Below are 20,820 nucleotides of genomic sequence, written 5' to 3' on the forward strand. Positions count from 1 at the left end.
CAGTGCTCTCATTTATTAATCTGATATCTTCGTGGGCGATACCCTTAATTATCGCCTTTATTCCTTTATTTGCTTTTACACGGAAGGTACCTGTCTATGAATCTTTCATTGATGGAGCAAAAGATGGATTCACGACAGCTATTCAAATTATTCCGCATCTTGTTGGAATGATGGTAGCGATCAGCGTATTCCGAGCATCGGGAGCACTAGACTTCTTTGTGGGTTGGACGGGCTCGTTCCTTCATGCTCTAGGTGTTCCGAGTGAGATTATTCCATTAGGAATTCTTCGGCCACTAACAGGCACAGGCTCTCTTGCATTCGCAACGGATTTAATTCGAGTTCATGGACCTGACTCTATGATTGGACGAATGGCCTCAACAATACAAGGAAGTACAGATACAACATTATATGTACTGACTGTATATATGGGGGCCGTTGGTATTCGTAATGGGCGTTATGCACTAAAAGTTGGATTGTTCTCAGATGCTGTAGGCTTTATTGCTGCCATAGCGGTGTGCCTAGTTTTTTTTGGATAGTGAAATAGTCCAATCCCATTTATCTCACACTTCATACGCTATAGCATTCCGCGCTGTCTAGTAGAATGAGGTGAGTAAATGTCATATGAAGGATTCATGATTCATGATTCATCATGTTCCTCAATTAAAGGAAACGGGTACGACTTTTGTATTAGAAAGGATGCCTCCGTCATAGTCACCCCCTTGGTTACTGATTCAGAGTACATTCATATTTTCTTGGAAGGACGCTTCAATCAGGGCTATGAGTTGATGTCGGCGAATGCGAAACATCAACTTTTTGCGGCTAGTAAACTCATTACGGAGCTCTCCAGGTTATATCAAATTTCCCCTTTTTATCTTCAACCACATTCCCAAGTCTGCCCAGGTTCACATTTTCCATGGAATCAACTTGTGATTTTACCTGCTGATATGTATCATTAGCATGAGGTGAATTATTGATAATGGAAAGATTACAGAAAATATTAGCTCAAGCAGGGGTCGCATCAAGACGTAAGTGTGAAGATTTAATCGTGGCAGGTAAAGTGGAAGTTAACGGAGAGGTCGTAACTACACTGGGAACAAAGGCGGATCCCGCCCAAGATATCATTACGGTAAGTGGAAAACCTATTCACAATGAGAAAAAGGTCTACATCGTAATGAACAAACCGAAAGGTGTTATCACTAGTGCATCTGATCCTGAGGGTCGAAAGATTGTTTCGGATTATTTAAGAGATGTTAAAGAAAGAGTATATCCTGTGGGCAGATTAGATTATGACACAGAAGGTCTGATTATACTAACAAATGATGGAGAATTTGCTAATTTGCTTACACATCCCAAACACCATGTGCCAAAAACTTATATGGCGACAGTGAAAGGGGTGCCACACGGATCAGATCTGGACAAGCTAAAGGCAGGGATCATGCTTGAAGATGGAATGACAGCTCCAGCAGAAGTTGAATACAAGGATATTGATACTGCAAAGAAAGAATCAACGATTTCCATTACGATATATGAAGGTCGTAATCGTCAAGTTCGGAGAATGTTTGAAGCGATATCGCATCCTGTTATTAAGCTGAAGAGAATTGCCTTTGGTGATCTGCTACTACAGAATCTGAAACGGGGATTATTCCGCCATTTAACGAAAAAGGAAATTGAAGATTTAATGAAATTGGCAAAATCCCCTAAATTACCGAAAAAGTAATGATAAAGGTCACATAAATTTCAAAAACTACTGTCACATTTATGACAAAGTTAGTTATAATTATTCATAGGATGTTCACATGGAATGAAATAGTTATGATTAATGTCATAGAGGAGGTTTTGAAATTGGGTAAGTCGAGAAAAAAAGTTCAGGTTGTTATTTTGCTTCTGATTCTCATTCTCGGGGGATATGCCATCATCTCCAATGTATATGGATCAGAAGGAAAACCTGAGGTAGGTAGTAGTACCCCCTCCTTTAATCTATTAGGATTGGATGGTAAGGTTCACAACCTTGATGAATATAAAGGGAATGCTATGGTCATTAATTTCTGGGGAACATGGTGTAAGCCATGTGTGAAGGAAATGCCTGCACTACAAGCGCAATCTGAGAAGTGGAAGGACAAGAATGTCGTTGTGATTGGTATTAATGCGGGTGAAGATCTCATGTCTGTGGAGAATTTTGTGAAACAGACCAAAATTAGCTTTCCGATCCTACTGGATCCCAACAGAGAAGCTGTTAGGAGCTATGGAATCTCTCCGTTACCCACAACGTTTTTCGTATCTTCGGCTGGGGTTGTTAGGAATATTCGTTCTGGAGAACTTGATCTAGGTACTCTAGATTATGAAATCGAACAGTTGGTGAATACCCGATGATCCAAGAATTATTATCATTTCAGAATACGAAGTGTGAATGTGGTCATCAAAACCCTGTTGGAACAGTTCTATGTGAAGCTTGTGGTAAGCCCTTAAGTAAGGAAGATCAAGAATCTACACAATTGTTAGAGATGAGATATGATGGGATGGCTCGTCGTTCCCAACGTAGTAGACCCAATTATATTGATCGCATTTGGAATTTCTTTAGTTCGGTAAAGATCGCCGTATATATGATTATTCTTACTTTGCTTGGTTCGATGCTTGGAACGATCTTCCCACAGGAGAGTACGTTCTTAAATATTGATCCAGCGAAGTATTATCCAGCGACATATGGAACGGCTGGAACGATTTATTATAAGTTAGGCTTATCACATACGTATGAGTCATGGTGGTTTGTCTTACTGCTTGTCATGATTGGTGCTTCGCTCGTCATTTGTAGTCTAGATCGTGTGTTGCCCTTATACAAGGCACTTTCGAAACGAAAGATTCGCAAGCATATGCAGTTTATGACTCGACAGCAAGTCGTGTATCAGACAGAATTAGAGGACAATAACGGAGAAGAATGGATTAATAGGATTGTGGTACCTCTTAAGAAAAAGGGCTATCGTGTACATACCGATGGAAGTGCTTTACTAGCAGAGAAACAGCGCTTTAGTCGATGGGGACCCTATGTTATTCATATTGGATTAATTATTTTCTTACTGGCGATACTTGCTCGTGGACTTCCTGGCTTAAATATGGATGAGCATTTATCTTTTCCTGAAGGAGAGATCGTACCCATTCCAGGCACATCTTACTATTTAGAGAATGATAAATTTACTGTAGAGTACTACACAGAAGATGACCTCCCTGATGAATTTAAGGGAAAAGGGAAAATACTCCCTAAATTATTTGAAACGCAAGCGATTCTGTATGAATGTACCTCGGATTGCAATGACCCGTCTAAGGAACCTGTGCTTGTCGAAGTAGACCGTCATCCGATTCAAGTGAATGATCCTTTGAATTATAAGGGGCTCATGGCGTATCAATTCGATTTTGACATGACACCGATTTTAAGATCCGTTACACCATCTTTAGTTGAGACTAAGACTGGTGAAATACTAGGTCAGTTCAAATTGGATATTCGTGATCCAGAGCGGAGTTATCAAGTAGGGAAGTACAATCTTAAACTAGTAGAGAGATATATGGACTTCGGGATGAATGAACGTGGAGAGCCGATTTCGATATCTCCAACTGCAAATGCCCCAGCATTTCTATTTGTGATGAAGGGTCCTAATTTACCAGAAGAGGGCATTAACTATTTTTATTTCCCTAAACAGGTGGATAAGCAACGATTCCAGCAAGATATTATTAATCAGAAACTAGCTGGAGAATATAATACACTCGAATTGGACGTGCAAGGCATGAGTAACGTAGACTTCTCCATGTCGACAACGTATTTAAACATACGGATAGATAAAGTGATGCCATTTATTTGGGTAAGCTCTGCAATCATTATGCTTGGACTAATTCTCGGGTTCTACTGGCAGCATCGTCGGATCTGGATCCGTATCGATGAAAGGGCGTTAACTCTAGCGGGGCACACGAACAAGAATTGGTTCGGCATCCGGAGGGAAATTGAAGCACTCTTACGAACAATGAATATTGAAGTGGATGAAAAGTCCCTAGATAATGGAGGAAATCGAGCATGAGTCGTTTAGATGTCAGCAGTATATTTTTCACTATTGCGTTCTTGGTATATTCTTTAGCATTCATAATGTACGGAATAGCTATTATGGGACGTAATTGGAGAAATCGTGATCCGATATTGCATACGAAGAAATGGGGAAAAATCTCATTCTGGGCGTCCTCTTTGGGATTAGCTGCTCATTTGATTTATTTCTTCTTCCGCTGGGCTGGTTCAGGGCACATCCCTGTCAGTAATATGTTTGAGTTCATGTCTACTCTAGCTATGATGATTATGATCGCTTACACTATTATATATCTCATATATAGAAAAATAGTTTTGGGACTTTTCTCTGTTCCTATTGCGATACTTATTATGGCGTACGCCGCTGTATTTCCGCAGGAAGTTCAACCGCTAATTCCATCGCTTCAACACTGGTGGTTGGCAGTTCATGTAACGATGGCTGCATTGGGTGAATCATTCTTTGCGATTGGTTTCGCGGCTGGATTTATGTATTTGCTTCGAACGGTTGACTTCAATAGTCATGATAAGAAAGAACGGCGCCAACAGCGTGGTGTAGAATTTACGTTCTTTTCTATCATTATCCTTATTGGCTTTATTATTGCTACTTTTGCTTTCCGGGCAGGTGGATATGAATCCGTATTTACACAAGAACAAGCTGTTAATAGTAAAGATGCGACGACGACGATTTCCCGTGTGGAGTATAAGTTACCTCCCATTGTATCGCCGCATGATAGTTCGGTAGAGAGTTATCAATCCTTCCTTGGGATGGATGCTCCTTTATTTGAGGCACCGTCGTGGATGAATGGAATTAATGCTGGTAGAAAGCTGAATACGGTTATTTGGGCAGTATTAGCGGGTATCATACTATATGCATTAGTCCGACTTATTCTTCGCAAATCGATTGGAAAGGCTGTTCAACCTTTACTCAAAGGGTTTGATCCAGATGATCTTGATGAGATTACGTACCGTTCAATCGCTATCGGTTTTCCAATCTTTACTCTGGGGGCGCTCATCTTTGCAATGATGTGGGCTCAAATTGCATGGGGACGTTTCTGGGGCTGGGATCCGAAGGAAGTATGGGCGCTCATCACATGGTTGTTCTATAGTGCCTATCTACATTTAAGATTGTCACGTGGATGGCAAGGACGTAAGTCTGCTTGGCTTGCTGTTTTAGGCTTTATTATCGTTATGTTTACTCTGGTAGGAGTTAATCTAATTATCGCCGGTTTACACTCCTATGCAGGCACGGACTGAGTCATTTCTCACAGATTGAATGGTCCTTTTGAGATCCGTTTCACATTTGATGTTGAATGTTGAAACGGATTTTCGTTATAATTGTCTTTTAAGGAAGAATCAGTAGGAAAATTAAGGGGTTGTTGATGATGGCAGATGAATTGATTCGAATATTGGTTGTAGATGATGAAGAAAGAATTCGGCGATTGCTTAAAATGTATTTGGAAAAAGAGGGATATGAAATTGACGAAGCTGAAGATGGAGAAATAGCTCTTCAAAAAGCGATGTTAACAGATTACGGTCTGATTATTCTAGATCTAATGCTTCCAGGTATAGATGGAGTTGAAGTCTGCACTCGACTAAGACAAGTGAAATCAACGCCTGTCTTAATGTTGACAGCAAAGGGAGAAGAAATAAACCGCGTGCAAGGATTTGAAGTTGGAGCAGATGATTATGTCGTTAAGCCATTTAGTCCACGTGAGGTAATTCACCGTGTGAAGGCTATTCTACGACGCTCCTCCACTACGGCCTATTTAACAAAAGATGGTTTATCTAATAATGACATTGTGTTTCCATACTTGGTTATTGAGCATGATGCACACCGTGTTACTGCCGGTGGAGAGGAAGTAAGTCTTACTCCAAAAGAATATGAATTATTGCATTATTTGGCAGTTTCACCTGATAAAGTATTTTCTAGAGAAGAGCTGTTAAAGGATGTCTGGAATTATGAGTTTTTTGGGGATCTCCGTACGGTGGATACTCATGTTAAACGACTAAGAGAGAAACTAAATAAAGTATCTCCAGAGTCAGCGACTATGATTACAACAGTGTGGGGCGTAGGTTACAAGTTAGAGGTCGCGAAATAAATTGAATTTATGGCGATCTCTTGTCGGTAAACTGTGGATTACTATTATTTGCTTAGTCGCTTGTGTGCTTATTACGCTTGGTTTATTTTTGTTGCCGTACATTGATACCAACTTTGCTAACTCTGGTGATATTAAGCGCTTATTTATGTATACATCACTTGTGGGTTTTTCTATGACGACATTTTTCGGGTTATTCCTCCTTACTAGAATTACTCAACCGATGCAGAAGTTAATTCGCGCCGCGGATGCCATTCGTAAAGGGGAATATGGAACAAGAGTATCCGTTGAAGCGAGTGATGAGATTGGGGAGTTAGCCAATACATTTAATCATATGGCTGCAGAACTCGAAGATAACATTCGTAACCTAAATCAAGAGAAGGAACATTTAGCTAGCGTCCTAAGGAGTATGAGTGATGCGGTCATCACCTTTGATAATTCCGGTAAAATTATTTTGACCAATCCGCCAGGTCATCGTATTACTGAACTCTGGCGAAGTATTGATTGGGACTATGAATCTACGGATATTCATCGGGAACGGACGTTAGAAGTACCACAACCTTTAGATGAGTTATTTAATATGACGCTTAGTGGAAGTGGAGATTGTAGTACTTTGGTACATGTTAAGAAGGATGTATGGTCTGTTATAATGACTCCATTGTATTCGGATGATGATATTCGCGGGGCAGTGGCTGTGATGCGTGATGTGACGGAGGAAGTTCGCTTGGAGAAAATGCGTACTGATTTTGTTGCAAATGTGTCTCATGAAATTAGAACTCCGTTATCTATGATGCAAGGTTATAGTGAAGCATTATTGGACGGAATGGCAACCTCCCCAGAAGAAAGCCGAGAATTGATCCAAGTGATTCATGATGAGTCACTGCGTATGGGGAGAATTGTTAAAGACTTGCTAGTTCTAGCCCGTATGGAAGCTGGACATGCCGATATAGCGATGGGCGTTGTGGACGTTGATGAATTGCTTGAACGTATTTATCGCAAGTTCACTGTTCGTTCAAAGGATTATCATCTGAACCTCTATTACGAGAAACGTTCAGATGATTTGAATATACAAACGGGGGATGAAGATAAGTTAGAGCAGATTATGACGAATTTACTTGATAACGCGTTCCGTTATACACCGACTGGTAAAAGTGTATACATTGTAGCTGAGCGAGTTCAAGGCGAACACACCTCGTATTTGCAAATACAAGTTAAAGATGAAGGTGTTGGCATTCCGAAAGAAGACATTCCCTTTATTTTTGAACGATTTTATAAAGCAGATAAGGCTCGTGTTCGTGGAGAATCTGCGGGGACTGGGCTTGGACTTTCTATCGTCATGAGTATTGTTGAAGCCCATCATGGCAGTATCAAAGTTAAAAGCGAGTTGGGTGCAGGTACTAATTTTATCGTAAGGCTTCCTGTCGAATATCGGAAATAATGAAATATGATTGGATGACACCTCTTTTTTGAGGTGTTTTTTTGTAGAAGAAGAAAGATTAATCTTGTTCTTCGTGGAACAAATAGACCATGTAGAGGGCGAGGCCTCACATGGTCTATTTACGTCCTAGCACGGTGGATAAGGAATCCGATGTGTTTGATTCAAAAGGTAGCTTGTGGACCGGGGAGCCGTCTCAAATGATCTATTGAAAGAGTCCACACACGTTAGTATAGGTGCTGTCACGGTGACCGATTGTCTTTACGGTCACGGCATCTGAAGGAGTCATTCGTCCAACCTACTTGTTCAGATGATTGTCATATTCCAGCGAAAGCGCAGGCTTTTCTTTCGATACCAACGATAGTATGAAGATACCTGCGATTACGCAGGTATTTAATCATAAGTGGGGGAGTTTCTCGCTTTAATAGGTTAATAGATGTATTATTGTAGGAATTTGGATCAGATATCTAGATCAAGAAGAAAAAGGATGCGCTATTGCAGGCTTTGTACCAAACGGCAGTTGATGTTAGCGTTATAGAACGGCAGTAAGGTGGTTCTTAAGATACTTCATAACGGATTAAGACTGGAATAAGGTTTAGTTGAGTACAACTACAATCAGATCTTATCGAAATGGTCAAACACTTAAAGCTAGAGAAGAACATAAATAAAGGCGACTTTTCATTCACGATGGAATGGGAAGTCGCCTTTATTAATATAAATTTATTTCACAAAATAATAGAAATTGAGTTGGATGAAGTCGCAGGTGACGGAATAGTCCTGGAGAAGCGGTAGCGTTCGCCTACAAGCTTTCCGTAGGAAAGCTACTTCGTAAGCATATGCTTTGCCCTCTGATTTCAACCGCTAAGCGGTATATAATCAAGAAATCAGAGGGCAACAGCGATCGGAAGGACAATCCGTCATCGTAGCGGTAGCATACATCAATGTTTGTAGCTTAATCCAGAACAATTTCAAGAGCAGTATTGACCTCTTGTAGAGCGGCAAGTTTGATCAAGACATCTTTGGAGACAGCCTTATCTACAGTTAGGATCATAAGGGCAGCACCGCCAACAAGTGTACGACCTACTTGCATGGAGGCAATATTGACATTGTTCTCACCAAGGAGCGTACCTACGAGTCCAATAATTCCCGGTTTATCGTTGTGTGAGATTAAGATTTGATTTCCGGCTGGAGCAATGTCAACTGGGTATTTATCGAGCAATACAATACGTTCTCCGTAGCCGTGAAGTAGCGTACCAGCAACAAGACGATCTTGATTATTTTGTGTTTTTAGAGTGACCGAAATAAGGTTAGTGAACCCTTTCGTTTTGGGTGCTTTGGATACTACGATGTTCACATCGCGTGATTTGGCAAGGTGAGCACAGTTAACGATGTTCACTTCGTTACCCAAATGATGTGATAGAACACCTTTCACAATATATCGTGTTAATGGCAATGTATCCACATCAGACAGATCACCTGCATAGTCGATATGAATTTCACTAATGGCCTCATTGGCAATTTGTGCCGCAAAGCGCCCTAGTTTCTCACCAAGAGAGAAGTATGGCTGAAGCTTTTTCATGACACTAGATGCAACCGGAGGAATATTAACGGCATTCTTGAATGGTTCATTGCGCAGGATGTGCAGAATTTCTTCAGATACATCAATTGCGACATTTTCTTGAGCTTCAATGGTTGAAGCGCCTAAGTGAGGTGTAACGATAATCTTAGGATGGCTCAGGAAAGGATGATCACTTTGTGGTGGTTCATGCTCGAATACGTCGAAGGCCGCGCCTGCAACAATTCCTTGGTCAATAGCTTCAACTAAGGCCATTTCATCAATTACACCACCGCGGGCACAGTTGATAATTCGCATTCCTTTTTTCATCACTTCGAATTGTGGACGTGAAATCATATTACGAGTCTCTGGTGTCAATGGTGTGTGAACGGTCATGAAATCTGCGTTCAGGATGATATCATTTACAGAAGCCAATTGAACTCCCATTTTCTCTGCACGGTCTGCAGTTAAGAATGGATCAAATGCGAGAATCTCCATTCCGAATGCTTTAGCACGTTTAGCGACTTCACTACCGATTCGACCCATACCAAGTACACCCAATGTTTTACCACTAAGTTCTACACCAATGAAGGTCTTACGATCCCATGTGCCAGAAATGGTCTTGGCATAAGCCTGTGGAATATGACGGGCTAGCGCCATCATCATCGCAAAGGTATGCTCACAAGTCGTAATTGTATTTCCGTCGGGTGCATTAATAACGACGACCCCTCGTTTTGTAGCTGCATCTAGATCGATATTATCTACACCAACTCCTGCGCGTCCCACAGCTTTTAAATTCGTGCCTGCTGTAAGAATCCGTTCAGTTACAGTAGTCTGGCTACGAACTAATAGTGCATCATATTCACCGATGATAGCTACTAATTCATCTTCACTTAAACCAACATTCTTTACAACGGTAACATCACTTGAATCCATTAATTTCTGAATTCCTAGGTCACTGATTGGATCCGATACGAGTACTTTATACATGATTTCTTTCCTCCTTAATATGTCTGAAGCATGAATATAATTAGAAACATGTCTAGTTTAGACATATTCCGCAATACCGTGTGTTACTGAAGCAACGCGGTGCTTCGATAAAGGTGTAAAAGTAACAAAAAAACCTCCAATCCGCATACTACTTGCGTAGTAAGGGACGAAAGTTGTTCGTGGTACCACCCTAATTCACTGCCAATATGATAGCAGCCTCAAATGGTCATCTAAAAGACCATAACTGATAACGGAGTTTATCCGATTGCACCTACGTATCTTCAATGCAATTTCTCAGGAATGCTAAGATAGGTTCTTGCCATCGGTTTGCACCAGACACCGACTCTCTGAAGACGTTAAACATATCTTTTTTCCATCATCGATTTCTTGAACTTAATTTTTCATAATGTATCATGGTGTCACAAGTATTGTCAATAGCATGATCTGTTAATAGTCTGTTTACTGAATAAAGGGGGGAAACTTGAATTCCCCCTTATTATTCGATATGCTTCTTAATACTAGTCTTGTTGATTCGTTACTATTAAATTTAGTAGACCTATTTATTCATAAAAGAAAGATAATTGAGGAAGTAGTTCTTGACTATAGTATTTGACCTTCCATTTCTTGAAATCATTCTCTTTTACAGCGTCAGTATTATTAAGTAAATTAATAATTGCTTCAACGGAAGTAAGTTTCATAGAATCCGCATTACCTGATTGGATCATATGATCTATTCTCGCGGTCAAATCTTGTGGATCGTATGCTACATACAAAGACTTGTTCATTAATATGGAAGATACAGCTGCGTTCTTTACAATTAACGGATAGCTTTCCCATAAGGAGAAAGAAGGATCTTTGGTGAAGTCATACTCTTTAGAAAGCGATGAATCTACCTTGATACTCCACTTGATCATGGAAGTATAGTATTTCTTTTGACCGAGAAGACCATAATTCACACCGTTTTTATACAAAGTATCTTGTTTCAACTGCTTCAATAATGCTTCGCTGTTATGTATACTTGAAGATAAGGAAGTGCTATCTACAGCATTTCCGAACAGACGAATACTTTTAAGGAATTCCGATTGTGCCTCTTGAAGCAACGGTGAAGAGGAATACATCGTTGTCTTGGTTATGGCGCTGTACTTCTCATCGGCAAGAGTACGGAGTTGCTTCAGAATTTTATTGATGTTTGTTGCATCTTCGGTTCGACTAATTTTGTCAATCTGCTGGACCCATTCAGATTTGAATTCTCGATAGGGTAGAAATACGGTATGATAGAATGTAACTAAATCCTGTTGCTGATATGAATCGGTAAATTCGGGTGATGAGGGTGCAATTTTTTGCTGTTCATACTTGGATTCTATTTTGCTAGCCCCTAACTGGACGCCCGACAAGAAAGCCGCAGATATCAAAATAAGTACAAGAATGAATGTCAAGCTGAAGTACAATTCGACGCGATAAGAACCTTTTTTCATAATTAAATTCTCCTTTTCATAAAAATAAGACAATATATAGGACAGGCAGGACGAAATGAAAAAATTTAAATTTAAAGTACCGAAAATAAAAATTAAACAAGTATCCTCGGATCAATTAACCGATCAGTTGTTGCTGATCAATCTTTACATAACGCAAGCCCTTACTTTGTTTATCGGCATCATCTGGGTATTTTTTCAGAAAAGAAGTGTGTTTGACCTATTTTCTTTGCAACAAAATGGCAACTTTATGGCGTGGGGTTTTGGATTAGCTGGTTGCATGCTTATTATCGACTTTTTTCTATCTAGAATTATGCCGGAATCCGCTATGGATGATGGCGGTATCAATGACATGTTATTCGGTAAACGTCCTGTGTGGCATATTATTTGTATAGCTGCAATAGTAGCTATTTGTGAAGAATTGTTATTTCGTGGAGCGATTCAGTATGCGATTGGGCCTTATTGGACCAGTATTATATTCGCAGCCATTCATATTCGCTACTTGAGACATTGGCTTCCTACGGGGTGGGTATTTCTTAGCAGTTATGGTTTAGGATTTATTTATATCCAGTCAGGTACACTGTGGGCTCCAATACTATGTCATTTCTTAATAGATCTGATTGCAGGATTAATGATTCGTTTTCGGAGGGAAGAATGAGTACTGGATTAAGTAGGGTGGAAACTCAGAAGAAACGTCGGCTTGAGGGGAAGTTGGAGAAGAAACAGTGGAAGAAACTATGGTTTCGGATAGTTTCAAGTAAAAATGAGGGACGTCGAGATTCAGTACACGACTTAACAACGGATGAGTCTGTGTTAACTGAAGATGATCATGTTCCTTCCCGTTTGGAAACGTATAACACCAACAATGCTAAAATAAGTAGGATTTTTCTGAATACACTTATTTTTCTGTTCGTGATGTTGACGGCAGCTTTATTGTGGTGGGGATTAGAAGATGCACCGCCATGGGAAGAGATTTGGAGATGACAGTTTTAATCTGGGTATCTAGCTTTGTTGCTCTAGTGACGTTATTTCTTGTCTGTCAAATGTATAATGAAGCTATCCGTAACCAAGTTATACCTGTGGAAATAGAGATGAATAGACTCCCAAGCTCATTTGATGGAAGCGTCATTCTCTTTATTACGGATATCCATCGCAGGAATTTACCGGAGAATCTATTGGTGACTTTCAAAGGTCAGGTTGATTGGATATTTCTCGGCGGGGATATGATGGAGAAGGGTGTCCCTCACTCACGTGTGGAAAGAAATATGCGACTATTATCGAGTATTGCTCCTGTGTACGCAGTACATGGTAATCATGATTACAAAGCAGATGTCGTATCTCTGGATAGTATTCTTACGCAGTGCGGGGTGGGTCTGTTAATAAATGGAAATGTCAAATTAGAAAAGAATGGGTCTCATATATGGTTAACCGGAGTCGATTATCCTCGTATTCGTAAAAGGTCATACTCATCTCTGCCGAAACTCCCTTTAAATGAAGTGAATACTTGTCGCCTTGTACTGGTGCATGATCCTGTATGGATTAATCGTTATTCTACTAAACCTGCTGATCTGACATTATCTGGACACACCCATGGAGGGCAAATTATTTTCCCTTTTTTTGGTCCCATTCATTTAGATAAATGTTACCGAAATATTCCTAGTGGCTTCTTCCATTGGGAACAACCACATGCGCTAATAAAGACAGCAACGATATTTATCAGTCGAGGGTTTGGATATCGACACCTTCCTCTGAGATTTCGCTGTCCTGCTGAAATGAACCTGATTACGTTGCGGTCTAAATAAAAGAGCACATCTTATAAGTTCAGTACTGAACTTATAAGATGTGCTCTTTACATATTTCAATCCACAATGATTTAACGCATTTGCAGCTCAATGCTTCGAGGATCCACAAAAGAATAACCTCTCACTTCAAGTTCTGTTAACAAAGCCTCTAAAGCTTGGACAGTCCATGGGAGTTCGTGCATAAGAATATTACTACCAGAGTGAAGTTGGTCAGTAACGTTCTTAATGATGGCTTCTGTATGATTTGGATCAGATGATTTCATTTCCCAATCTAATGAACCATTCGACCAATTCATATATAACATTCCGTTGTCGCTGGCGATTTTCTTAGCGACATCCCCACCTGCACCATGAGGGGCACGAAAGAATACAGGAGCTTCTTGAATGATATCTGAAACTACTTTTTGAACATCTTCAATTTGCTTTTTCACTTCTGCTTCGGGCTTATTCTTCAAGACAATATGATCCCAACTATGATTACCAATAATTTGCTCACGGTCATGAATAAGTTTTAGCAAATCTGGATTTTCCTTCACTTTGTAGCCGTTCACGAAGAAGATAGCTTTTGCTTGATGCTTGTCTAGTGTATCAATCAAGCTGTTAATCATATCTACATCTTTTGGTCCATCGTCGAAAGTGAGTAAAACAACTTTCTTTGGTGCTTCTTCATCGTTAGGAATAATGTCATAATTTTTGTTCATATGATAGGTCAATTCAATGGTTGGTTCTTGTACCGTTTCGGGGGTGCCGGTAATATCTTCCTTTTCAATGAGTGTTGGCACTTTTTCTTTTGTAATTAGACTTGAGTTCTGTGTAGCTTTACTTTCATCTTGTACTTGGGACGATTGACCTTGATCTGTATCAGAATTCGATAATCCTTCGTTCGAGTTACTACAAGCACTAATTAGGAAGGTACAAATAAGAAAAAGGGTCGTTATTTGTTTCGTCATGATGTCATCTCACTTTCCTATAATTAACCGTATGAGTCTTTAACTTTATGTAAATACTAGCGTTGATTCTATCATATAAGGAGGTTATACATGTGAAAATTTCGTCACTTTTAACGGGTATTGTCATTGGTGCAGCAGCAACCAACATGATGTCCAAGAACGCTCAGAATAGTTCCATAAGTCACATGGCAGATAAGGCAAAAGGAAAAATGATGGATTTCACAATGATGGGCATGAATCTTGGCGGTGATCGTGAAAGTGAAGGCCCCACGATGGGCACAAGCCACAATTCAACGTATGAAACAAACGCAACATCCGGATTACAGACACAGACCGATTCGAAGGAATCCAATATGAAGATGCTTAAAGATTTCATTAAAGGAAATCCAGAGGTCAAATACGAAGTAGATATGATTCTTAAAGAGACAAACACGGTTATACCAGGTCTATAGGAAAAGTGGCTTGAATTTAGAATCATTTAATGGGCAAGATATGTCCAGGTTAAATGGTTCTTTTTTTTTATTTTTTATAACGTGCATTTATGAAAAGAAAATGATACGATACTTACATAAGAACTATTTTCAGCACAATTAAAATGAGACATCATATTTTGTTATATCTCATTGCTTGCAAAGGAGGATCCTGTCATGAAAATAGAACGTTTAAGTCCAGATAAGATACGGATTTTCCTAACGTTTGATGATCTTAGCGAGCGCGGCATCCAGAAGGAAGACATGTGGCAAGAAATACCGAAGGTGCATGAACTATTTACTGACATGATGGATCAAGCATATAATGAAGTCGGTTTCGATGCTACGGGGCCTTTGGCTGTCGAAGTGTTCGCCTTGCCCGCCCAGGGGATGGTTGTCATCGTGACTCGAGGGAAATACGATCAGCATCAATATACTAATCACGGTGAAGATGAAATTCCAGAAGATGTATATGAAATGGAAGTTACACTTGAAGAAAGTGATACTATTGTATATGCTTTTAACGATTTTGAAATACTGATTGAAGCTGCTCATGTTCTTCGAGGGAATATTACAGAGGCTGGAAAACTGTATAGCTATAATGATAAATGGGTGTTGTATTTAGAGCCAGGAGATTTGGACGAGGATAAGCATCCATCATTGATTGCTGTCTTAGCTGAGTTTGGAGAGTCTATATCAACCACTGAGGCCGTTCTTGAGGAATATGGTAAAATAATTATGCCAGAAGATGCGATTCGAGTGATTTGCCACCATTTCGCTCGTCAGGAATAATATTATATCAGTTAAGGTTTGAGATGGAGGAGTAAGGTTGCTATTGTTCTCAGTTATTGCGTCAGCAGTGGCGCCGGGTATTGCTTTGCTTACTTTTTTCTATCTGAAAGATAAATATGATGCCGAACCAATTCATTTCATCATGCGAATATTTCTGCTGGGGTTGCTAATAGTGATCCCGGTTTTGATTGTGCAGAGAGGATTGACATGGGGATTAGGTGATCATTCTTTGGTTCAATCATTCATCGTTTCTTCAGGTGTTGAGGAATTGTTGAAATGGTTTGTTCTATACTTTATGGTTTATAATCATGTAGAATTTGATGAACCTTATGATGGCATTGTATATGCTGTAACGATTTCTCTTGGTTTTGCAACTGTAGAGAACATCATGTATGCCTGGTATAGTCAAGCTTCTATAGGGACGATGTTTATAAGAGCGCTGCTTCCCGTTTCGGCGCATGCTTTGTTCGGAGTCATTATGGGCTATTATTTCGGATTAGCGCGCTTTAGCAAAGTTGGGAATCCTAAGCGTTATCTTCTATATTCACTCTTGATCCCTTGGCTTTTTCATGGAATGTATGATCTGATATTAACAATCGTAACAAATTATTGGCTTTGGCTTATCGTTCCTTTGATGGTGATTCTATGGTATGGGGGAATGAATAAGGTGATCCGAGCGAATAATAGTTCACCTTTTCGTTTCCAAAAGAGGGAAGAAGAGGTTAATACATGAGTATGTTGGACACACTTGATCTGAAGAAATGACACTGACGTCATTTACAAAGAGGGGGTGTCTTTTTTTTGCGTGTAAAAGTAAAAATCGTATGCCAAGAGTGTGGCGAATGCTTTATTCTAAGCGGTCGAAAAGTACAAGGCAAAATTGAAACGGGTTTTAAACAGTGTGTTTGCGATAACCAACAGCACTTTGAAATGGAAGAGCAGCCTTTTGGATAAGTTGGATAATGAAGCCCTCTTTGAGCTCAGTTTGACAATTGATTACGAAAGACTTCGTATTCATGCATAAGACTCCTTTCTTCTTGTCACACTATAGGTAAATAGGTAAATGTTCAAAAAGTCAGATTTTCAGCACCGAGAAGATTGGATGAAGCAAGGGAGAGAGGAGCGGAGCGTAGGCAGTACCTACGTGAGCACCGGAAGGACCGGCTGAATTCAATCTTCGATGTCGAATACGCTTCTTGATATACTTCGTGATCAAAAGATGACTTTTTGAACTTCCTCTATAAGGCAAGGATTACAAGGAAGGAGACTTGAAAACATATGTATAAGCGATTAAGCGCTGTATTATTCCCAGTGATGACGGTCTTGTTGATCGGTGCAATGGTTTGGGGTTATCAAGAGAATCAAGAGAAGAATGCTATTCTCATCAAAGCAGAGAATCAATACCAACGAGCTTTTCATGATTTGTCTTCTCATATGGATAGACTACATGGAGAATTGGGGAATACGTTAGCTGTTAATTCGACCTCACGATCCATGCACCGTAAAGGTCTAATCAATGTGTGGCGGATGACAAGTGAAGCTCAGAATGAAATCAATCAGTTGCCGCTAACGTTGCTACCATTCAAAAAAACAGAAGAGTTTTTATCTAAAATATCTAAATTTTCGTATCAGACTTCGGTACGTGATTTAGACAAGGAGCCATTAAGTGACCAAGAATTTAATACCTTAAAGGTGTTATATAAGGATTCGGGTCAAATTGCAAAAGATTTACAAGCGGTACAAGACAAAGTAATTAAGAACAGACTCCGTTGGATGGATGTTGAAACAGCTATTGCCAATGAGACGAAAGTGGAGGATAACAGCATTATTGATGGTTTTAAAACGGTTGATAAAGTTGTAGGAGAATACCCAGAGCACGATTGGGGTCCTTCTGTAGCGTCGATGAACGATAAGCGTAGGGTAAAGAAGCTAGATGGAATACCGATGACAGAGGCAGACATTCATCGTAAAGCAATTAAGTTTGCTGATGTATCGTCTGATTCAGAAGTTCAAATCACCGAGAATGGGAAAGGCACGGAATGGGCTTCTTTTACGGCTAAAGTAAAAAATAAGGCTAATAAAGATGGTTCCATATCTATGGATTTCACACGAGAAGGTGGATTGTTAATTTCCTATTCCGATGATCGGAAAGTAGGGGATAAACAAGTGGGCATGGAGCAATCCATGAAGAAGGCGAGTGAATTCCTAGCCAACAAAGGGTATCGAGATATGGTGGCCATTATGTTTGATGAGTATGGGAATATGGGGAACTTCACTTATGTTCGTAAGCAGGAGGAAGTTCTCATTTACCCAGAGAAGATAACGGTCCGTGTAGGCCTTGATAATGGAGAAGTAACGGGATTTCAATCTAGTGACTTCGTCGTTGAACATCAGGATGCCCGAGCCATCCCTAAAGCGAAGTTAACGTTGGAAGAAGCAAGAAAGAGGTTGAATGTCGAATTTGAAGAGACTTACAATCGGAAATCCCTTATCAAAGATGAGTATTCTAAAGAAGCCTTATGTTATGAGTTTGGTGGGAAAGTGAATGGGACTAGTTACCGTGTCTTTATTAATGGTGATGATGGCTCAGAAGAGAGTGTAGAAGAGATTAGAACGCCCATTAAATAAGCTTTAAAAGACATTTAAATGACATTCGAATGGTCTTCATATTCGAATGTCATTTTTCTATGCAATAATCCGTGCTATAATTATGTACAGACGATAATCCAATGATGGTGGTGAGTAGATTGTATTTAAAAATAAATGAAGTGTTATATATGAACATAAATTCATCAGATGAAAAAAATTCAGAAATAGGTTATAAGTCTAGAATTACAGATGTTGAAGAAGAGTCCTTTCTAATCGAGATACCGATGCAAGAAGATAATGGTCAATTAAAAAGATTACATTTGGGTGATGAGTTGTCGGTATCTTTTTTGACGGAGGATGGGGTCAAACATTATTTCAATACATATGTCCTCGGTTTCAAGGAAGATATTATCCATATGATTAGAGTGCAGAAACCGAAACTAGACGAGATTTCAAAAATTCAACGACGTACCTACTTTCGAGTAAATGCAAATGTTGAGATTGCTGTTCAAAAGGAAGATACTACACGGTTTATAACTCGAACAGAAGATTTAAGCGGAGGTGGAATATCATTCTTTGCCGAATCTAAACATGAGCTTAAAGAAGGTGAAGTGTTATCCTGTTGGGTTCTAGTTCATTATAAAAATGGTTTGATTGAGCATATTCCATTAAAGGGTGAAATTGTTCGGATTAAGGATGGGGAATATAATCGCAACATCGTTATGCTAAGATTTACAGAAATAATTAATACAGAGCGTCAAAAGCTGATTCGCTACTGTTTCGAACGACAAATGGATTTTCGGGATCGGTAATGGTCTGTATGTAACCAATACATTATTGGTATACTAACCTAAAAATCCGGGAGATCAGACGATGAAAGATGATCAAGAACAAATCGAACACTATGTAACGCTTTTTGATGAATTATTTGTAGCATGTAGTCATGTGTTCAAATATGTATTCTGGATACTCATCTGTCTGATGATATGTTTTCAGATTACTCTACACATTCCTTCTTTGCGTACATACGTATCTTCCGTATACAAGATGGATGGTATACCGATGACGGAACGAAATGTTAACGACTGGTAGTGAGATTACTAACAGAAGTTGTTCAAAAGTTATCTATTGAACACGTATTTATAGATCTATTTTGCAACAATGCACCATATGTGATATAATTTATTCGTTGCAGGCAATGCCTGCTTTTTTCTTGAGTTTATGTTATGGGAGGAATACTCCATTGATTAGGCAGGGGACAGTAATGAACGACAAAATCAATATTGCAATTGATGGTCCTGCGGGTGCAGGAAAGAGTACAGTTGCACGCTTAGTGGCAAATCAATTGTCATATATTTATGTCGACACGGGTTCCATGTACAGAGCCGTCACATGGTTTATGACAAGGCTTGGCATAGGACCAGAGTTGCCTGATAAGGTGCATGAGTACGCTCTTAACATGGTCATTGAATTAAGACCCGATACAGATGGACAGAAGGTATGGGTTGATGGAGAAGATGTTACATCTTACATTCGCACATCAGAAGTGAATAGCCTAGTTTCACAATATGCCCAAATTGAGGGGTTACGTTCTCATTTGGTATTTCTTCAGCGGCAGATGGCTTTGAACAAGGGTGTTGTGATGGATGGACGTGATATCGGAACAACTGTGCTTCCAGACGCTGAAGTGAAAGTCTTCTTAACTGCCAGCGTTAAAGAACGCGCTCTTCGTCGCTTCAATGAATTGAATGATGCAGATCGAACTTCACTGGAACAACTTGAGAAGGATATTGCTAAGCGAGATTCTTTGGATGAACAGAGGGAGATTTCTCCTCTACGACGTGCTGAGGATGCAATACATTTGGATACCACTCAGATGGATATTCATCAAGTAGTGAACAAGATTGTTTCTATATGCAGAAGTCAGAAGGATGGAGAGAAGATAATATGATTTATATCTTTTGCAGAGGATTATTACGATTGATCTTCGCCTTTCTATATCGTTTAGAAGCGGTTGGTAGGGATAACGTACCTTCTGAAGGTGGAGTACTGCTCTGTGCAAATCATATCAGTATGATGGATCCTATAACGGTCGGAATTAAGTTGAAACGACAGGTTAAATACATGGCCAAGGCGGAACTATTTGGCATTCCTGTGTTTGGACATTTGCTTCTTCAACTAGGAGCTTTCCCTGTCAAACGTGGTGGAGTTAGTAAAGAAGCCATTCGTATGTCCATCAATATCTTGAAACAAGGTGAAATGATGGGGATCTTTCCGGAAGGTACTCGTAATTCTACATCAGGAATTGCCAAGAAAGGTGCTGCAAGCTTTGCGCTTCGTAGCCAAGCAACAGTTATCCCTGTTGCGATCTTTGGTGAGTACAAGCTTTTACGTAAAATGAAGGTTGTATACGGTGCGCCTGTAGATTTATCTGAATTTATGGAGGAAAGCTCTTCTGGCGATCATCTAGAAGCCGCAACGGAAGTCATCATGTCTCGTATTTATGAAATGCAGAAGACAGGTAAGCCAAGTAGCCATTAGATTTCAGTGCATGAAGTGTGAAGTTTTATGGAAAGATACTACAATATAATTGTTTTGAACACTGCTTA

Annotated in this window: 23 protein-coding genes and 1 other annotated feature; of the genes, 19 read left to right on the forward strand and 4 right to left on the reverse strand. The window is 39.7% G+C overall.

The features are described from left to right. The first annotated feature begins 2 nt into the window (after positions 1-2). From AC1TO9_RS02560 to AC1TO9_RS02595, 8 genes are all read left to right on the forward strand, one after another. A complete protein-coding gene (locus tag AC1TO9_RS02560) occupies positions 3-536 on the forward strand; it encodes a spore maturation protein (RefSeq protein ID WP_482054986.1) in 534 nt (177 codons plus the stop codon). A 440-nt stretch (positions 537-976) separates the two neighbouring features. Further along, complete coding sequence (locus AC1TO9_RS02565) at positions 977-1,717, forward strand: pseudouridine synthase (RefSeq protein WP_482054987.1); 741 nt, start codon at positions 977-979, stop codon at positions 1,715-1,717. A 125-nt stretch (positions 1,718-1,842) separates the two neighbouring features. After that, positions 1,843-2,370: a redoxin domain-containing protein gene (locus AC1TO9_RS02570; RefSeq protein ID WP_482054988.1), complete on the forward strand. Its 528-nt coding sequence runs from the start codon at positions 1,843-1,845 to the stop codon at positions 2,368-2,370. Then, positions 2,367-4,061 (forward strand): cytochrome c biogenesis protein ResB, encoded by a 1,695-nt coding sequence (resB, locus tag AC1TO9_RS02575; protein WP_482054989.1) that lies wholly within the window; start codon positions 2,367-2,369, stop codon positions 4,059-4,061. The genes AC1TO9_RS02570 and resB overlap by 4 nt, the downstream gene beginning before the upstream one ends. Beyond that, the gene (ccsA, locus tag AC1TO9_RS02580; protein WP_482054990.1) at positions 4,058-5,314 is read left to right on the forward strand and encodes a cytochrome c biogenesis protein CcsA; all 1,257 of its coding nucleotides are present in this window, start codon (positions 4,058-4,060) and stop codon (positions 5,312-5,314) included. The genes resB and ccsA overlap by 4 nt, the downstream gene beginning before the upstream one ends. 128 nt (positions 5,315-5,442) lie before the next feature. Continuing rightward, on the forward strand, positions 5,443-6,159 hold the full coding sequence (locus AC1TO9_RS02585) for a response regulator transcription factor (protein ID WP_482055256.1): 717 nt from the start codon (positions 5,443-5,445) through the stop codon (positions 6,157-6,159). 1 nt (position 6,160) lies between these two features. Beyond that, complete coding sequence (locus tag AC1TO9_RS02590; protein WP_482054991.1) at positions 6,161-7,594, forward strand: ATP-binding protein; 1,434 nt, start codon at positions 6,161-6,163, stop codon at positions 7,592-7,594. Positions 7,595-8,221: 627 nt separating this feature from the next. After that, entirely contained in the window at positions 8,222-8,383 is a 162-nt protein-coding gene (locus AC1TO9_RS02595; RefSeq protein WP_482054992.1) for a hypothetical protein, read from the forward strand. Between the two features lie 160 nt (positions 8,384-8,543). On the opposite strand, the gene serA is transcribed toward AC1TO9_RS02595, so the two are convergent. After that, positions 8,544-10,136 (reverse strand): phosphoglycerate dehydrogenase, encoded by a 1,593-nt coding sequence (gene serA, locus AC1TO9_RS02600; RefSeq protein ID WP_482054993.1) that lies wholly within the window; start codon positions 10,134-10,136, stop codon positions 8,544-8,546. Positions 10,137-10,295: 159 nt separating this feature from the next. After that, positions 10,296-10,525: a binding site (T-box leader), on the reverse strand. Between the two features lie 171 nt (positions 10,526-10,696). Next, positions 10,697-11,611 carry a hypothetical protein gene (locus AC1TO9_RS02605; protein WP_482054994.1) on the reverse strand — a complete coding sequence of 305 codons (915 nt, stop codon included), beginning with the start codon at positions 11,609-11,611 and terminating at the stop codon, positions 10,697-10,699. A 55-nt stretch (positions 11,612-11,666) separates the two neighbouring features. On the opposite strand from AC1TO9_RS02605, the gene AC1TO9_RS02610 reads away from it, so the two are divergent. The 3 genes from AC1TO9_RS02610 to AC1TO9_RS02620 are packed head-to-tail and all read left to right on the forward strand — an operon-like array spanning position 11,667 to position 13,410. Further along, positions 11,667-12,266, forward strand: coding sequence for a CPBP family intramembrane glutamic endopeptidase (locus AC1TO9_RS02610; RefSeq protein WP_482054995.1), 600 nt, complete (start codon positions 11,667-11,669; stop codon positions 12,264-12,266). Beyond that, positions 12,263-12,592: a hypothetical protein gene (locus AC1TO9_RS02615; protein WP_482054996.1), complete on the forward strand. Its 330-nt coding sequence runs from the start codon at positions 12,263-12,265 to the stop codon at positions 12,590-12,592. Before AC1TO9_RS02610 ends, AC1TO9_RS02615 begins: the two co-directional genes overlap by 4 nt. Next, on the forward strand, positions 12,589-13,410 hold the full coding sequence (locus AC1TO9_RS02620) for a metallophosphoesterase (protein ID WP_482054997.1): 822 nt from the start codon (positions 12,589-12,591) through the stop codon (positions 13,408-13,410). The genes AC1TO9_RS02615 and AC1TO9_RS02620 overlap by 4 nt, the downstream gene beginning before the upstream one ends. Before the next feature lie 71 nt (positions 13,411-13,481). Here the strand turns inward: AC1TO9_RS02620 and AC1TO9_RS02625 are convergent, their stop codons facing one another. Beyond that, positions 13,482-14,360 (reverse strand): polysaccharide deacetylase family protein, encoded by an 879-nt coding sequence (locus AC1TO9_RS02625; RefSeq protein ID WP_482054998.1) that lies wholly within the window; start codon positions 14,358-14,360, stop codon positions 13,482-13,484. Positions 14,361-14,452: 92 nt separating this feature from the next. Between AC1TO9_RS02625 and AC1TO9_RS02630 the strand changes: the two genes are divergently transcribed. The 3 genes from AC1TO9_RS02630 to prsW all read left to right on the forward strand — a co-directional run bounded on the left by AC1TO9_RS02630 (position 14,453) and on the right by prsW (position 16,355). After that, entirely contained in the window at positions 14,453-14,812 is a 360-nt protein-coding gene (locus tag AC1TO9_RS02630; protein ID WP_482054999.1) for a hypothetical protein, read from the forward strand. Between the two features lie 195 nt (positions 14,813-15,007). Continuing rightward, positions 15,008-15,622: a genetic competence negative regulator gene (locus AC1TO9_RS02635; RefSeq protein WP_482055000.1), complete on the forward strand. Its 615-nt coding sequence runs from the start codon at positions 15,008-15,010 to the stop codon at positions 15,620-15,622. Between the two features lie 37 nt (positions 15,623-15,659). Continuing rightward, entirely contained in the window at positions 15,660-16,355 is a 696-nt protein-coding gene (gene prsW / locus AC1TO9_RS02640) for a glutamic-type intramembrane protease PrsW (RefSeq protein WP_482055001.1), read from the forward strand. Positions 16,356-16,514: 159 nt separating this feature from the next. Here the strand turns inward: prsW and AC1TO9_RS02645 are convergent, their stop codons facing one another. After that, entirely contained in the window at positions 16,515-16,640 is a 126-nt protein-coding gene (locus AC1TO9_RS02645; RefSeq protein WP_482055279.1) for a hypothetical protein, read from the reverse strand. A gap of 260 nt (positions 16,641-16,900) precedes the next feature. Here AC1TO9_RS02645 and ypeB point away from each other — a divergent pair, with 260 nt between their 5' ends. The 5 genes from ypeB (at position 16,901) to AC1TO9_RS02670 (ending at position 20,752) form a co-directional block, all read left to right on the forward strand. Beyond that, positions 16,901-18,250, forward strand: coding sequence for a germination protein YpeB (gene ypeB, locus AC1TO9_RS02650; protein WP_482058254.1), 1,350 nt, complete (start codon positions 16,901-16,903; stop codon positions 18,248-18,250). A gap of 119 nt (positions 18,251-18,369) precedes the next feature. After that, positions 18,370-19,023: a flagellar brake protein gene (locus AC1TO9_RS02655; protein ID WP_482055003.1), complete on the forward strand. Its 654-nt coding sequence runs from the start codon at positions 18,370-18,372 to the stop codon at positions 19,021-19,023. A gap of 61 nt (positions 19,024-19,084) precedes the next feature. After that, the gene (locus tag AC1TO9_RS02660; RefSeq protein WP_482058255.1) at positions 19,085-19,303 is read left to right on the forward strand and encodes a hypothetical protein; all 219 of its coding nucleotides are present in this window, start codon (positions 19,085-19,087) and stop codon (positions 19,301-19,303) included. 151 nt (positions 19,304-19,454) lie between these two features. Beyond that, positions 19,455-20,162 carry a (d)CMP kinase gene (gene cmk / locus AC1TO9_RS02665; protein ID WP_482055005.1) on the forward strand — a complete coding sequence of 236 codons (708 nt, stop codon included), beginning with the start codon at positions 19,455-19,457 and terminating at the stop codon, positions 20,160-20,162. Then, the gene (locus AC1TO9_RS02670; protein ID WP_482058256.1) at positions 20,159-20,752 is read left to right on the forward strand and encodes a lysophospholipid acyltransferase family protein; all 594 of its coding nucleotides are present in this window, start codon (positions 20,159-20,161) and stop codon (positions 20,750-20,752) included. The genes cmk and AC1TO9_RS02670 overlap by 4 nt, the downstream gene beginning before the upstream one ends. Positions 20,753-20,820 lie beyond the last annotated feature (68 nt).

Source organism: Paenibacillus sp. Y916, from assembly GCF_056786435.1.

Coding starts and splice junctions, on each gene's coding strand:
- ccsA (WP_482054990.1), top strand. CDS start 4,058: ATGAGTCGTTTAGATGTCAGCAGTATATTTTTCACTATTGCGTTCTTG.
- ypeB (WP_482058254.1), top strand. CDS start 16,901: ATGTATAAGCGATTAAGCGCTGTATTATTCCCAGTGATGACGGTCTTG.
- AC1TO9_RS02565 (WP_482054987.1), top strand. CDS start 977: ATGGAAAGATTACAGAAAATATTAGCTCAAGCAGGGGTCGCATCAAGA.
- resB (WP_482054989.1), top strand. CDS start 2,367: ATGATCCAAGAATTATTATCATTTCAGAATACGAAGTGTGAATGTGGT.
- AC1TO9_RS02595 (WP_482054992.1), top strand. CDS start 8,222: ATGGTCAAACACTTAAAGCTAGAGAAGAACATAAATAAAGGCGACTTT.
- AC1TO9_RS02645 (WP_482055279.1), bottom strand. CDS start 16,640: ATGAATACGAAGTCTTTCGTAATCAATTGTCAAACTGAGCTCAAAGAG.
- AC1TO9_RS02585 (WP_482055256.1), top strand. CDS start 5,443: ATGGCAGATGAATTGATTCGAATATTGGTTGTAGATGATGAAGAAAGA.
- AC1TO9_RS02615 (WP_482054996.1), top strand. CDS start 12,263: ATGAGTACTGGATTAAGTAGGGTGGAAACTCAGAAGAAACGTCGGCTT.
- serA (WP_482054993.1), bottom strand. CDS start 10,136: ATGTATAAAGTACTCGTATCGGATCCAATCAGTGACCTAGGAATTCAG.
- AC1TO9_RS02620 (WP_482054997.1), top strand. CDS start 12,589: ATGACAGTTTTAATCTGGGTATCTAGCTTTGTTGCTCTAGTGACGTTA.
- AC1TO9_RS02635 (WP_482055000.1), top strand. CDS start 15,008: ATGAAAATAGAACGTTTAAGTCCAGATAAGATACGGATTTTCCTAACG.
- AC1TO9_RS02605 (WP_482054994.1), bottom strand. CDS start 11,611: ATGAAAAAAGGTTCTTATCGCGTCGAATTGTACTTCAGCTTGACATTC.
- AC1TO9_RS02660 (WP_482058255.1), top strand. CDS start 19,085: ATGAAAGATGATCAAGAACAAATCGAACACTATGTAACGCTTTTTGAT.
- AC1TO9_RS02610 (WP_482054995.1), top strand. CDS start 11,667: ATGAAAAAATTTAAATTTAAAGTACCGAAAATAAAAATTAAACAAGTA.
- AC1TO9_RS02670 (WP_482058256.1), top strand. CDS start 20,159: ATGATTTATATCTTTTGCAGAGGATTATTACGATTGATCTTCGCCTTT.
- AC1TO9_RS02625 (WP_482054998.1), bottom strand. CDS start 14,360: ATGACGAAACAAATAACGACCCTTTTTCTTATTTGTACCTTCCTAATT.